Annotated in this window: 11 protein-coding genes; 7 read left to right on the top strand and 4 right to left on the bottom strand. The window is 64.5% G+C overall.

Features of this window, described 5'->3' with window-relative positions; translation table 11 throughout:
• Positions 1-44: 44 nt before the first annotated feature.
• Positions 45-1,415 carry an L-serine ammonia-lyase gene (locus ACIPY3_RS09010; protein WP_400332774.1) on the top strand — a complete coding sequence of 457 codons (1,371 nt, stop codon included), beginning with the start codon at positions 45-47 and terminating at the stop codon, positions 1,413-1,415.
• Positions 1,416-1,418: 3 nt separating this feature from the next.
• Here the strand turns inward: ACIPY3_RS09010 and ACIPY3_RS09005 are convergent, their stop codons facing one another.
• Together ACIPY3_RS09005 and ACIPY3_RS09000 are read right to left on the bottom strand one after the other, a co-directional pair.
• Complete coding sequence (locus tag ACIPY3_RS09005) at positions 1,419-1,799, bottom strand: nuclear transport factor 2 family protein (protein ID WP_400332771.1); 381 nt, start codon at positions 1,797-1,799, stop codon at positions 1,419-1,421.
• Positions 1,800-1,912: 113 nt separating this feature from the next.
• The gene (locus tag ACIPY3_RS09000; RefSeq protein ID WP_400332764.1) at positions 1,913-2,503 is read right to left on the bottom strand and encodes a TetR/AcrR family transcriptional regulator; all 591 of its coding nucleotides are present in this window, start codon (positions 2,501-2,503) and stop codon (positions 1,913-1,915) included.
• Positions 2,504-2,613: 110 nt separating this feature from the next.
• Here ACIPY3_RS09000 and ACIPY3_RS08995 point away from each other — a divergent pair, with 110 nt between their 5' ends.
• The 6 genes from ACIPY3_RS08995 (at position 2,614) to ACIPY3_RS08970 (ending at position 10,116) form a co-directional block, all read left to right on the top strand.
• Positions 2,614-3,726, top strand: coding sequence for an ABC transporter permease (locus tag ACIPY3_RS08995; RefSeq protein WP_400332762.1), 1,113 nt, complete (start codon positions 2,614-2,616; stop codon positions 3,724-3,726).
• A 175-nt stretch (positions 3,727-3,901) separates the two neighbouring features.
• Positions 3,902-5,452, top strand: a complete 1,551-nt coding sequence (locus tag ACIPY3_RS08990) for an ABC transporter substrate-binding protein (protein ID WP_400332760.1) — start codon at positions 3,902-3,904, stop codon at positions 5,450-5,452.
• 37 nt (positions 5,453-5,489) lie between these two features.
• On the top strand, positions 5,490-6,431 hold the full coding sequence (locus tag ACIPY3_RS08985) for an ABC transporter permease (RefSeq protein WP_400332758.1): 942 nt from the start codon (positions 5,490-5,492) through the stop codon (positions 6,429-6,431).
• The gene (locus tag ACIPY3_RS08980; protein ID WP_400332756.1) at positions 6,424-7,272 is read left to right on the top strand and encodes an ABC transporter permease; all 849 of its coding nucleotides are present in this window, start codon (positions 6,424-6,426) and stop codon (positions 7,270-7,272) included. Before ACIPY3_RS08985 ends, ACIPY3_RS08980 begins: the two co-directional genes overlap by 8 nt.
• Entirely contained in the window at positions 7,265-8,845 is a 1,581-nt protein-coding gene (locus ACIPY3_RS08975; protein ID WP_400332754.1) for an ATP-binding cassette domain-containing protein, read from the top strand. The genes ACIPY3_RS08980 and ACIPY3_RS08975 overlap by 8 nt, the downstream gene beginning before the upstream one ends.
• Positions 8,842-10,116 (top strand): MFS transporter, encoded by a 1,275-nt coding sequence (locus ACIPY3_RS08970; RefSeq protein WP_400332752.1) that lies wholly within the window; start codon positions 8,842-8,844, stop codon positions 10,114-10,116. Before ACIPY3_RS08975 ends, ACIPY3_RS08970 begins: the two co-directional genes overlap by 4 nt.
• 281 nt (positions 10,117-10,397) lie before the next feature.
• On the opposite strand, the gene ACIPY3_RS08965 is transcribed toward ACIPY3_RS08970, so the two are convergent.
• Both ACIPY3_RS08965 and ACIPY3_RS08960 read right to left on the bottom strand, forming a co-directional pair.
• On the bottom strand, positions 10,398-11,750 hold the full coding sequence (locus tag ACIPY3_RS08965) for an MFS transporter (RefSeq protein WP_400332749.1): 1,353 nt from the start codon (positions 11,748-11,750) through the stop codon (positions 10,398-10,400).
• Positions 11,747-13,024, bottom strand: a complete 1,278-nt coding sequence (locus ACIPY3_RS08960; RefSeq protein WP_400332747.1) for a lyase family protein — start codon at positions 13,022-13,024, stop codon at positions 11,747-11,749. The genes ACIPY3_RS08965 and ACIPY3_RS08960 overlap by 4 nt, the downstream gene beginning before the upstream one ends.
• Between the last annotated feature and the right edge of the window lie 161 nt (positions 13,025-13,185).

The following is a 13,185-nucleotide window of genomic DNA, read 5'->3' as shown; positions in this document are numbered from 1 at the left end:
AGTTGAAAGGGAACCCAGCCCCTATTGCTCCCTTGGAGGATCCCATGGCATTGAGCGCCCTCGACCTGTTCTCGATCGGCATCGGCCCGTCGTCGTCCCACACCGTGGGTCCCATGCGCGCGGCCCGCACCTTCGTCGACGCCTTGGAACAGGACGGAAAGCTCGACGCCGTTGATCGGGTTCACGCCGGACTGTTTGGTTCGCTGGGGGCTACTGGAAAGGGACACGGCTCGGACAAGGCCGTGATCCTCGGTTTCATGGGCGAACTCCCGGAAACGGTTGACCCCATGGCCGCGGACCGCATGGTGGCCGAGGCTACGGAAGCGAAAAAGATCCTCCTGGCCGGACGCCGGATGGTCTCCTTCAACCGGGCAAAGGACGTGGTGCTGCATATGCGCCAGTCCCTGCCGGCCCACCCCAACGGCATGCGCTTCCAGGCCTTCGACGGCCAGGGAAACCTTGTCTCCGAGCGGGTGTTCTACTCCGTCGGCGGCGGTTTCGTGGTGGACGAGGACGCCGTAGGGCAGACGCAGCAGGACGCCGTGGCGTTGCGTTTCCCCTTCAGCAACGGACAGGAACTGCTGGACCACTGCGAGCGCGAAGGCATGTCCATCAGCGACGTCATGCTGGCCAATGAAAGCGCCTGGCGAAGCGAAGAAGATACCCGCGCCGAGCTTCTGCGCATCTGGGAAACCATGAAGGAGTGTGTGTCGCGCGGCTGTAGCCGTACGGAAGAGCACCTGCCCGGAAACCTGATGGTCCGCCGTCGTGCGCCGCGTCTCTTTGCCGACCTGCAGACCAAAGACGACGCCACCGATCCCCTGCGCGCCGTGGACTGGGTGAACCTGTTTGCCTTGGCCGTGAACGAAGAGAACGCCACCGGAGGCCGCGTGGTCACCGCACCCACCAATGGTGCCGCCGGAATCATTCCCGCCGTTTTGCACTACTACATGAAGTTCGTTCCGGGCGCCTCTGAAGACCATGTGGTCCGTTTTCTCTTGACCGCTGCGGCCATCGGCGTGCTGTTCAAGACCAACGCGTCCATTTCGGGTGCAGAGGTGGGCTGCCAGGGCGAGGTTGGTTCCGCCTGTTCCATGGCCGCCGGTGCCCTGTGCGAAATCCTCGGCGGGACCCCGCTGCAGGTGGAGAACGCGGCCGAGATCGGCATCGAACACAACCTCGGCCTGACGTGCGATCCCGTGGGTGGCCTGGTGCAGATCCCGTGCATCGAACGCAACGCCATGGCCAGCAACAAGGCCATCAATGCGGCGCGGATCAGCCTGCGCGGGGACGGCATCCACCACGTGTCCCTGGACACCGCCATCAAGACCATGCGCGAGACCGGCGCGGACATGAAGAGCAAATACAAGGAAACCTCGCGCGGCGGCCTCGCCGTCAATGTCGTGGCGTGTTGAGGGCTACTCCGTTTCGACCCACGCTGACCGCCACTCCGGTGCTTCGAAGGCTTCGCTCCAATAGGCCGTTTCCTTGGCGATCCTGCCGTCCCGGAATTCGAAGATGAACACCGTCTGGTACTGCGGGCCGGCATAGTCCAGCAGTGCCTCGGCAACCACCAGGTCTCCGCCGCTGGTCATCCTTCGCGGGGTGATGGTGGGCAGTTGCGGGAACGCGTTGTAGATTCCGCGTCGGTTCTCCGCTCCACGCACCACCTCGCCGGATTGGGGCCAGTGCATGATCGCGTCGTCGTGGAAGAGTTCGTCCATGACGGCGATGTCGCGCGCGTTGATGCAGTCGATCAGCCGCTGCACCACTTGTTCGTTGGGCGTTGCTTCAGTCACGTGCACCCCTCAGGTTTGTGAGTCAGATACACGGATCATAGGAGTCCGGGGGCGCCAAGGGGAGAGGCTTTGGTGCGCTGCGTTGAGGTTCGTTTTCCGCACCGGACGCGGGCTTAGAGGCTTGCGAGGATGGCCCGGGCGGACTTGAGGTAGTCCGGGCCGGTGCCTTCCTTGCCAAGGGCGGACTGGATGGCGAAGCCCTGGATCAGCCCCATGACGGCCGGGGCCAGGCACCGGGCCGTGGCCTCGGCGTCCTCCTCCGGCCGCGATGCGCGGATCCACGCCTCCAGGTAGTTCTCAAGGTGCCCTCGGATTTGGACGAGGATGTTCTGCGCCACTTTGCCAAGTTGGTCATTCCGGACGGCCTCGCCCCACACTTGCACGGCGACATCCGGGAAGAAGTCCATGGCCATCAGGCCGGTCATGAGCCCTACTACGGCGTCTTGGGGCGGTGGGACGGGTTGGTGTGCGCCGAGGCGCTCGAGTGCCGCCATGCGTTCCTCGAAGACCCGCCTGCCGGCGTCGACAATCAGTTCCTCTTTGCTGCGGTAGTAAACATAGACGGCTCCGGCGGAGAGCCCGGCCTTGGCGATGATGTCCCCCATGGCCACGTTCGAGAATCCCTTCTCGGCAACGCAGGCGAGCGCGGCCCGCTGGATGCGCTCCCGCATTGCGGCACGGTGTTCCTCGCTGACTTTCGGCATGGGTCCACCGTACCGGAAAAGAAAACGAATGATCATTCTTGACGTTTCGCTGGTGGGGGTCGAAAATGAAGAACGAACATTCTTTTTGCACGATCCCGAGAGGACGCACCATGTCCGCCACCACCGAACGCACGGCAGCCCCGGAGCACCGTCAGGAGCCACCAACAGGTACCCATACCCCGTGGCCCCACGCACTCCGCACCGCCCTGCTCGCCGCCGTCGCCGTCTGCACGGTCCTGCTGGCCTTTGCCTGGCCAAGCGTCACCGCCAAGGTCCAGAACCTGCCCGTTGCCGCCGTCGGCAGCGCAGAGCAGATCGCCCAGATCACCTCACAGGCACCAGCAGGCGCCCTCGATGTGCGCACGGCCTCCAGCCGCGACGACGCCGTGAACCTCATCAGGCAACGCCAGGTGTATGGCGCGATCGTCCTCGGCACTTCTCCGGAGATCCTCGTGGCCAGTGCAGGCAGCCCGGTCGCATCCCAAGCACTGACGCAAATGGGCGCCCAAATGCAGTCACAGATCCAGGCCCAAGTCATCGCCAAGCTTCAGGCCGCCCTGGCCCAGGCGGCCCTAGGCGCGGCAACCGGTGCCCCGCCCCAGTCCGCGCAGGGCACGCAGCCCGCAGCAGTCCCCCAGGTGGCCGTCACCGACGTCGTGCCTCTTTCGTCCGACGACCCACGCGGCACGGGCCTTGCCGTCGCCGGCCTGCCCCTCGCCATGGGCGGCATGATCGGTGGCGTCCTCATCTCCCTTCTTGTCTCCGGAACCTGGCGCCGGCTGGGCGCGATCCTGGCGTACGGCGTCATCGCGGGCCTGGGACTCGCAGGTATCCTGCAGGGCTGGTTCCATACCCTCCAAGGAAGCTACTGGGCGAACGCCGGCGCGATCGGCCTCGGCGTTGTTGCGACGGCGGCGATCATCGTGGGGCTCAACGCACTGATCGGGCGGGCGGGCATCGCGGTAGGAGCGGTCATCACCCTGTTCGTGGGCAACCCTCTCTCGTCGCTGACGCAGCCCAAGGAATTCCTCCCCGCACCCTGGGGTGACGTGGGCCAATGGATGGTGCCCGGCGCCTCGGGAACATTGCTGAGGGACCTCTCCTACTTCCCGGATGCATCGGCAGCGTTCCCATGGCTGGTGTTGGCCTGCTGGGCCGTCGCCGGGGCCGTACTCATCGCCGTCGGCCACTTCCGGAACGCCCCGGCGGTGGCGGAGGGGTAGGGGCTGGAGAATTGTGGGGATGGTCTCATTGGCGTTCGTTTATGAAGGAAGTTGGTTGACCACTTCTTTGGTCTGAAAGTTAGGGCAGCCTACACTTAGTTCTGGCCCTGCGCACCCGGGCTGCCCCAACTTCGCCTGCCCCCGTTCGCAGGCTCCCCGTACCTTAGGTGGTTTCATGCGTTTTTCGTTTCCGTCTGCCCTGTCCGCAGGGCTTGTGGCGGTCCTGTCGTTGTCCGGCTGCGGCTTTACGGGGACCGCGTCGTCCGGGTCAGCGCCCGCCGTGGACAAGAACCAGCGCATCGTCGTCGACAACTTCCGCGCCCCGGTAGCGAATTGGGCCCTCGAAAGCGACGCTGCCTACATCCTCTCGCTCTCCGGCTGCTTGGAAACACTGACCCGGTACGACGAGTCGCAGGGCAAGATCGCGCCTTCCCTGTCTACTGACTGGAAGCAGATTTCGCCGCTGGAGTGGGACTTCACCGTCCGCGAAGGAGTGAAATTCCAGGACGGGACCACCTTGACGGCTGACACGGTGGTCGGGTCGCTGGACAAGGTCCTGAAGGCCGCGGTTCCGGCGCGCGCCTTCAACCCCAAGGTGGTCAGTTCGGTCAAGGCCGTTGACCAGCGCACCGTGCGGATCACCACCCCCACCGAAAGCCCGCTGGTTCCCTATCGCTTGGCCAGCGTCAACACGGGCATCCTCTCCCCCGCCGCCTTCACCGGGCAGGGAGTCGACCCGTTCGGTCACTGCACGGGACCCTTCACTCCCGTTTCGGAGAAGGCCAAGCAGTCTTTGACGCTGGACCGCAACGAATCGTACTGGGGTGGGGAAGTCCAGTTGGCAGGGGCGGAGGTCAGGTTCGTGACCGACGGCGCCACCCGCGCCACCCAGGTGAGGACGGGCGAAGCCGACATCTCGATGTCGATCCCGGTCTCCGCGCTGTCCTCCTTGGAAACGGACCCGAACGTCAAGGTCCTCAAAGCTGACTCTCCGCGGACGGCGACGCTCTACATGAACAACGCCAAGGCGCCGTTCGACAACGTCAACTTCCGCAAGGCCATCACGTCGGCACTTGACCTTGAATCCCTGGCAGCCAGCGTTTATGAGGGTGCGGCAGTCGCGTCCACCGGACCGTTCGCCCAGTCTGAACCGTGGGCAACCGAGGCCTCGGGAGCTCCGAAGTTCGATGTGGAGAACGCCCGGAAGCTGCTCACCGAGGCCGGCTACACGGCCGACCGCCCGCTCGAGGTCATTGCCATTGTCGAACGCGCGGAGTTTGCCGATGTCGCCACCGTCATCCAGGACAACCTGAAGGCCGTGGGTGTTCCGGTCAGCATCGTGACCAAGGAATATGCCGCCGTCGAACCGGATCTGCTCGCCGGGAAGTACGACATGGTCTTGAGCCAGCGCAACCGGCTGATCGACATTGCCGATCCCATCGGATTCCTCACGGCCGACTACACCTGCGAGGGAACCTACAACCTTAGCCACTTCTGCAACAAGGAATACGACGCCGTTATCGCCAAGGCGGCAAAGACCACTGATGCGCAAGAGCGTTACAAGCTCTACTCAGAAGCCGGAACGATTCTGCGCGACCAGGCAGTAAACGTCTGGCTGGTGAACGAACAAGCCATCGACGCCGTCCGTGCCGATGTGCAGGGCCACACCCAGGACCCGTTGGCCCGTTACGTCGTCCGCAGCAGCACAGCCAAACCCGCTTCCTGACCGTTGTGGCACTACCCGTCCCCTGGTTGTGGCGCCCATGATGGCATTCGTCGGCAAGAGGACGGCCGCTCTGGCAGCCGCTGTCCTCTTGTCCTCCTTCGCCGTATTCCTGATCCCGTACGTAACCCCCGGCGATCCGGTACGGAAGATCATTCGCTCACGCGTCTCCGGGGAAATCATTGACGACTCCGCCGTCACCGCGCTGGCCGCCGAACTCGGGTTGAACGATCCGCTCTGGACCCAGTACCTGCGTTGGCTGGGACGCCTGGTTACCGGGGACATGGGGTTGTCCTACACCAGCCGGACACCGGTAGCGGATCAGGTCTTCCCGGCTTTCGGCATCACGCTCACGCTGGTCATCCTGGCCCTGGGAACGGCAGCAGTGCTTGCCCTCGTGCTTGGCGTCGTGTCCGCGATCCGACACGGACGGACCGCCGACCGGGTGATCACGGCTTTGACCCAGGCTTTCATCGCCATCCCCGAATACTGGTTGGCGCCAGTCCTTGTCCTGGTGTTCGCGCTGCAGCTCTCCTTGGTGCCGTCTGCGGGTTGGGCCGGCCCTGCCTCGGCGATCCTTCCAGTGGCCGTCCTTGCCCTGCGGCCCACCAGTTACTTCACCTCCGCCGTGCGGGAAGGAGTGTTGGAGGCGATGCAGGCCGAACATGTCGGCGCGGCACGCAGCCGAGGCGTAACCGCGGCACAAACCATGTGGCGGCACGTGATCCCCAACAGCCTGCTGCCGCTGACCACGTTGGTTGCAGTGTGGTTCGCAGGCTTGCTGGGTGGCTCCGTGATCGTGGAGGTCATGTTCGCGATACCCGGCATGGGAAGACTGCTGTTTGACGCCGTGGTCAACAGCGATATCCCCGTAGCCCAGGGTGCCGTGGTCCTGATCGTGGCCTTGGCCGTCACCCTGACCACAGCGGCGGACCTCGTCCACACCATCCTCAATCCCCGAATGAGGCACTCCCTTGCCTAAACTCCCCAAAAGGTTGTGGATCGCCTCATCCCTGCCGGCTCTTGTTGTCCTGGCCGTCCTCCTCGCCCCGTGGATCATGCCCTACGCTCCCGAGGCCCAGAACCTTTCTGCAAGACTGGCCCCTCCCAGTGCAATCCATTGGTTGGGCACGGACCACTTGGGGCGCGACGTCCTCAGCCGGTTGCTGGACGGAGGCCGGTTTTCCCTGACGCTCGCCGCTCTCGCCACCATAACGACGGCGGTGATCGGTACCGCCGTCGGCGTGCTCAGCGCCCGTAGGCGCGGATGGATCGATGAGTTCTTCACGCGAACCAATGACGTCCTGCTCGCCTTGCCCGAGATGGTCATTGCGTTATTCCTGGTGGCTGCCCTCGGCACCGGCTACCACTCACTGTTGCTGGCCTTGACGCTGACCGGCTGGACCCCCTTCGCCCGGCTGGCCCGTGCGCTCACCTTGGACGTTTCAGCCCGCGGTTTCATCGAGGCAGCCCAGGTGCTGCGCTGCTCCCCGGCCTTCATCGTCAGGCGCCACATCCTTCCGCACCTCGCCGGGCCCTTGCTCGGGCAGGCCACGCTCCGGTTCGGACAGTTCCTGATCAACGTCGGAGCCCTGTCCTACCTTGGGCTGGGAGTACAGCCCCCGCAGTCTGACTGGGGGTCCATGCTGGCGGCAGCCCAACCGTACGCGCTGCGGGCACCCATGACCATCCTGGCACCTGGGCTCGTCATATTTGCCGTGGCCCTGTCCGTCACCCTCATCGGCCAACACGTACTCAGGTCCTCCACGCGCCCCGCGCCATCGCTGCCCACGGCACCGGAACAGGAGCCATCGCATGCCTGAACCACTCGTCGTCGAGAATCTCAGCGTGAGCCACCACCGCCCAGGCACGCGTGAGGGAACAGCGGACCCGATCCTCCGCTCGGTCGACCTGACCGTGGCACCGGGTGAATTCGTCGCGATCGTCGGCGCCTCGGGCAGCGGGAAGACGATGACCGCCCGGGCGGTGATGGGCCTGCTCCCCCACCAGGTCCGCGTTGACAGTGGAGCCATCACGTTGGGCGGAACCGACCTTGTGAACGCCAGTGAAACCGAACTCAACAGGGTTCGTGGCGGTCGGATCGGGATGCTGCACCAACAGCCCAAGCGGATGTTCAACCCCCGCCTGCGGATCGGCCGCCATGTGGCTGAGCCGCTGAAGCTCCATCGCGGCATACGCCGCAGCGAGGCCAAGGCCACCACCCTTGAACTGCTGGCCGAAGTTGGGTTCGACGATCCGGCCGCCATTGCCGCGGCCTTCCCTCACGAGCTCTCCGGAGGCATGGCCCAACGTGCCATGATGGCCGTTGCGTTGGCTGGCCAGCCCGGCCTGCTGCTCGCCGACGAACCGACCTCTGCCCTGGACAAAGTCCTGGAACGCCAGATCCTGCAACTCATCGACCGCCAGCGCCACAACCGTGGCCTCGGCGTCCTGTACATCACCCACGATCTCTCCACCGCTGCTGCCTTCGCGGATCGGCTGATCGTCATGGACCGTGGCAGGATCGTGGAAACCGGGACCGCCAAGCAAGTCCTCAGCACACCCCGGACCGACACCAGTAAGGCCCTGGTGGCCGCCTCTGCCCTCGTGCGCGCGGAAGGCGCCGCAACCGCCGTCGAGCATCGCGTGGTCCTGGACCTTCAACGCGTCACCAAACGCTTCCACCGGAAGGCCTCCCCGGCATTGGACGATGTGTCCCTGCAATTGCGCCAAGGCGAAGTTCTCGGCGTGCTTGGCCAGTCCGGGTCCGGGAAGAGCACCATGGCCCGCCTCCTCGTCCAGCTCGGGGCACCGGACGCCGGAACCATCAGGGACACCACCGACGGCGGCATCCAGTTGGTCTTCCAGGAACCCCACGACGTCTTCGACCCAAGGCTGACCCTTCGCCGAAGCCTTGAAGCACCGCTGCTGAACCGCCGGGGACTCTCCGGCGGTGATTGCACGGCTGAGGTGGAACAGGCAGTCAGGGACGTGGAGCTCCACCCGGAGATCCTCGACAGGTACCCCGGCCAATGCTCCGGCGGCCAGTTGCAACGGCTCACCATCGCCCGCGCCCTCCTGACGAAGCCCAGTGTGCTGATCTGCGACGAAGCTACGTCCGCGCTGGACACCGTCACCCAAAAGAAGATCCTGGACTTGCTGATCCGGCTCCACCGGGACAAGGACATGACCCTGATGGTCATTTCCCACGACCTGAACGTGATCCGCTACATGAGCCACCGGGTGGCCATCCTCCACCAAGGCCGGCTCGTAGAGGTTTCCTCCACCACGGACTTCTTCGCGAGGCCCCAACACGAACACAGCAAACAACTCCTTGCCGCGACCTCGCCTCGCCCCGGATCCGCACCGCAAACCGCACCAGGTCCCGGCGCATGAGAACCCTGCCCGGCACCAAGGACACCCGGACTTTGTTGGCCGCCCAACTGGTGTTCAACATCGGTTTCTACGCTGTGGTCCCCTTCCTCGCCGTGGCCATGCGCGACGACTTTGGGATGCAGGCCGCCGCTATCGGGCTTGTCCTGGGTGCGAGGACCTTCAGTCAGCAGGGCATGTTCCTGGTGGGCGGACTCCTGGCCGACCGGTGGGGTACCAAGCGCGCCATGCTCCTGGGGTGCCTGGTCCGCATCAGCGGTTACGCCACGCTGGCAGCTGCTACTGATTTCCCCTTGTTCCTTGTGGGCGCGATCCTCACCGGTGCCGGCGGCGCAATGTTTTCCCCGGCCCTGGAATCACACCTCTCCCGGGCCGATCTGGAGGTCGACAGGAAACTGACGCCGGGGCAAACCCGGCCGCGTTCTGTTTTCGTGTGGCTGGCCATCACCGGAGAAATCGGTGCGGTCCTGGGACCGTTGCTCGGCGCGGCACTGATGGGCTGGGGCTTCGGCGCCACGCTCGGACTCGGCATCGCCGTGTTCGCCGTGTTCACCGTGGTCCTCTGGATCCGCTTGCCGTCCTTTCCACCCAACGCAGCCCGCACACCTGAAGCCGCTGCGAACAGCCACGGCTGCCACCGCGCTCTCGATTGCCTGCGCAACCGCCGCTTCGTCGCGTTCTGTGCCCTGACCAGCGTTAACATGCTCGCCTACAACCAGCTGTATTTCCTCATACCGTTGGAGCTGGACCGGCAAGGACTGGATAGTTCGTGGCTCGCCGTACTCTTCCTCATTGCTTCTGCGCTCACGATCGTCTTGCAACTGCCCGTTTCCGCAGCCGTGCGCCGCATCGGTGAGTCACGGGCCATGCCGGTGGGTTTCCTGCTGCTGGCCGCTGCCTTTACCGCCGCGTGCTACGGGCAGGTAGCCGGGTCTTCGGCTGTTCCCCTCGTAGTGGTGGTGGTCCTCCTGATTCTTGGCCATATGACCCTCAGGCCAACCATCTTGGCGGCCATTCCCGGATTCCTGACATCTGGGGACACAGCGGGGCGGGGCGCCTACTATGGGCTCGCCGCCAGCTGCGGCGGCATCGCCGTGCTGCTGGGCAACGCCGCTATAGGCCAACTCCGGCACTGGGCAGAGAACGGCGGGTGGGCAGGAGGGCCTTGGATACTCCTCATCGGCGCTGCGGTGCTTCCAGCGATCCTCCTGCCCAGAGTGCTTCCAGTGCGGACGCAGTCTGTGGCTGTGCCGGTTGGTGACAAGGCCTCTTGAACGCAGCGTGGCGGCGTGGGTGCCGGGCGGTTGTGGGGCGTCAGGTCGGGGTGGCCCCCAGGTCTGACCGTGGAGTCCTACAGGCCTGCCCGGAGAAGGTGAAACCAACGGTGAAGAAGGCATTGACGGCCCGGTCGAGGTCTGCGTAGAGAGATTGACACCGCTTGATCGGACGATCTTGGTGCACCGACGCAGAACGTGCCCCTTCCGTGTAAGGGAAGGGGCACGTTGCGTTCGACGGCGGGGCCCCACCTTCGGGTGCGGCCCCGCCGTCGTGAATTCTAAAGACGCGCTGCAGGTTGCTTTGTGCTCGCTGTCCTGTCGAGGTTGACGAGTGATTCCCTCCGGGTTTCTGGTGCCCAGAGCCAGCAGACCAGTCCGCCGATGATGAGGACGGCAACGCAGGAGAAGAGCGCGACGTTGATGCCGAGGCCCGCGAGGACGAGGGGTAGCAGGAACGTGCTGGCGGCTGAGCCGATGCGGCTGCCTGCTGTGACGATGCCCAGGCCCGATGCGCGGATTTCCGTGGGGAACAGCTCCGGCGGGTAGATGAATTCCAGGTTCGCGGCGGCGGCGAGGACGAGGGCGAAGGCTGCGAAGAGGATGACGGCCAGGACTGTGCTTGAGGGTGAAAGGATGACCAGCGACGCCAGCAAGAGGGCTCCGATGAAGAAGCTGCCGATGAGGAACAGGCGGCGGGAGAGACGGTCGACGATGATCATGCCGATGATGGCACCGGTGAGGAGGAAGACGTTGTAAGTCGCTCCTGCGGCGAGGCTGTTGGTGACGCCGAGCGCGGCCATGATCTGTGGTGCGAAGGTGCCCAGGGCAAAGTAGGGGATGACTTGGCAGACGTAGAAGACCACGCCAACGATTGTTCGGCGGCGGTGCTGGCTGGTGAAGAGTTCCCGGTAGCGGGACTGCTTCCTTGCTGCGGCCACGGGCACAGTCGGCATTTCAACGTTCGGGCCGGCGATCCTGGCAACAATCGCGGCAGCCTCGCTTGTCTTGCCTTTGAGGAGGAGCCAGAGCGGGGATTCGGGAATGCCAACGCGGAAGGCAAAGACAATCAGTTCAGGGATGGCGCTGGCGATCAGCATGAACCGCCATGGTTCCTCCCCGAGACCGGAGAGGAGGAACCCTACCAGGTAGGCGAAGACGTAACCGGCAGCCCAGGCGACGGCGAGCAGGCTCAACAGCTTGCCGCGGAAGTGGCGCGGCGCGTGTTCGGTGACGAGGGTCTTGCTGACGACGTAGTCGGCGCCAAGGATCATGCCGATGACCAACCGGATGGCCAGGAGCTGCGAGGCGTCCTGGATGAAGAATTGTGAGATCGACAGGCAAGCTATGAAGAGCATGTCGAAGCGGAAGATCGGGCTGCGGCCGATCCGGTCTGCGATGGGGCCGGTGATAACAGCGCCGAGGAAGAGCCCGGACAGAGTGGCCGCGCCCAGCAGACCTGTCAGGAGCGGCGTGAGTTGCAGGTCCTGTTTGGCGGAGGCGAGCACGATGCCGATGATGCCCAGGACGAAGCCGTCGCTGAACTGGCCGCCGGATCCTGCGATGGCGACACGGACGTGGAACCGGTTCAGGGGGATGTCCTCGTACTTCGTTGAGGCGGTTGCGGCGCTCATCGGGTTGCCTCCGTTCCGGTGGAGCGGGCCTTCTTTACTTCCTGGGTGGTGGCGTCGTAGCCGTTTTCGGCTGCCATGACGACCCAGCTGTCGAAGCCTGCGTTGATGTTTTCGTGGAGCCGGGCGCCGTCCCAAGTCAGGCCCTCGATGCATTTGCGCGCGAAGGTGGAGGCGCTGGCGCTCAGGTCCTCGAAAATGTTCAGGATGGAGTCAACGATGACTGGTTCCATGATGTTCAGTTCCAGTTCACCGGCTGCGACGGCGCATTCGACCGTGTGGGCGGCGCCGCGGATGCGGTAGCTGAGTTGCATGACGAATTCCGGGATGACCGGGTTGATCTTGCCGGGCATGATCGAGGAGCCGGCTTGGACTGCCGGGAGTGTTACCTCGCTGATTCCGCCGCCCGGGCCGGAGGAGAGAAACCGCAGGTCGGCAGCGATCTTGGCCATGGTGATCGCGGCCCGGGACCCGGCCGAGGCGATCGCCGCATAGGGGTCAAGGTGGGCCAGGGCGTCGACCAGATCCGTTGATCCTGCGAGCTGCCGTCCGGTGGCTTCGCTGAGATCCTCTACACACAGATCGCGGTAGTCATCCGGCGCTCCGACGCCGGTACCCAGGACGGTGGCCCCGATCGGAATGGAATCCAGTTCAGCTGTTGCAGCCTTCAACCCCTGGGCTACCCGTCGGATGGCCGTCGCGTGGGATCTGTGGGTCTGGCCCACCGACAGGACCACGGCGTCCTGGAGGCAAGTCCGCCCGAGCCGCTGGGTGGTCTCATATTCGGCAGCTTTGTCCTCGAAAGCCTGGGCCAGGGCAGCAAGGGCCTCCAGCGGGCCCAGGGAGAGCTCCCTGATGGTCAACGCCATCGCTGTGGGGTAAGTGTCATTGGTCGACTGGGACGCGTTGACGTGATCGTTGGGGTGCACAGGAAGCCCCGCGATCTGGGACGCGCGAGCGGCGATGACTTCGTTGAAGTTCATGTTCGTAGTGGTCCCACCCCCACCAAGGACAAGCGCAGTAGGGAACTGGCTTGCGTGCTCGCCGGCGATAATCTCACCACACGCAGCCTCGATGGCCTCTGCGATCGAGGGCGCGAGGACACCGAGCTTGGCGTTTGATCGTGCGGCTGCCGCTTTCACCAGCGCGTAGTTCCGCACGAACGCGGGAACCTCGGCCACGGTGCGGCCGGAAGTGCCGAAGTTGTCCACGGCCAGCCTGGACTGCTTACCGTACAAAACCTGGCCATTGGACGTCTCTGTCTGAAGGACCGTCATTTCTAAAACCTTTCACGTGATGCGTACCACAATGCATCGAAGGTAAGGCCCGGAAAACAGGTTTCCTTAAGCATGTTGCTACACGAGCAACTGGACTTTCCTCTTGGGCCTGAATAGGCCACGATTTGATGAATTGGCCGTTGTTGCTGGAGCAACAAGTT

Origin of the sequence: Paenarthrobacter sp. NPDC089714, assembly GCF_044748905.1 — a bacterium.
Lineage (GTDB): Bacteria > Actinomycetota > Actinomycetes > Actinomycetales > Micrococcaceae > Arthrobacter.
The sequence above is the reverse complement of the archived record's forward strand: the minus strand, read 5'-3'. Positions and strand labels throughout refer to the sequence as shown.

Excerpts from the sequence above, each read along its gene's own strand:
- ACIPY3_RS09010 (WP_400332774.1), top strand. The coding sequence starts at position 45 with ATGGCATTGAGCGCCCTCGACCTGTTCTCGATCGGCATCGGCCCGTCG.
- ACIPY3_RS09000 (WP_400332764.1), bottom strand. The coding sequence starts at position 2,503 with ATGCCGAAAGTCAGCGAGGAACACCGTGCCGCAATGCGGGAGCGCATC.
- ACIPY3_RS08995 (WP_400332762.1), top strand. The coding sequence starts at position 2,614 with ATGTCCGCCACCACCGAACGCACGGCAGCCCCGGAGCACCGTCAGGAG.
- ACIPY3_RS08990 (WP_400332760.1), top strand. The coding sequence starts at position 3,902 with ATGCGTTTTTCGTTTCCGTCTGCCCTGTCCGCAGGGCTTGTGGCGGTC.
- ACIPY3_RS08985 (WP_400332758.1), top strand. The coding sequence starts at position 5,490 with ATGATGGCATTCGTCGGCAAGAGGACGGCCGCTCTGGCAGCCGCTGTC.
- ACIPY3_RS08975 (WP_400332754.1), top strand. The coding sequence starts at position 7,265 with ATGCCTGAACCACTCGTCGTCGAGAATCTCAGCGTGAGCCACCACCGC.
- ACIPY3_RS08970 (WP_400332752.1), top strand. The coding sequence starts at position 8,842 with ATGAGAACCCTGCCCGGCACCAAGGACACCCGGACTTTGTTGGCCGCC.
- ACIPY3_RS08965 (WP_400332749.1), bottom strand. The coding sequence starts at position 11,750 with ATGAGCGCCGCAACCGCCTCAACGAAGTACGAGGACATCCCCCTGAAC.
- ACIPY3_RS08960 (WP_400332747.1), bottom strand. The coding sequence starts at position 13,024 with ATGACGGTCCTTCAGACAGAGACGTCCAATGGCCAGGTTTTGTACGGT.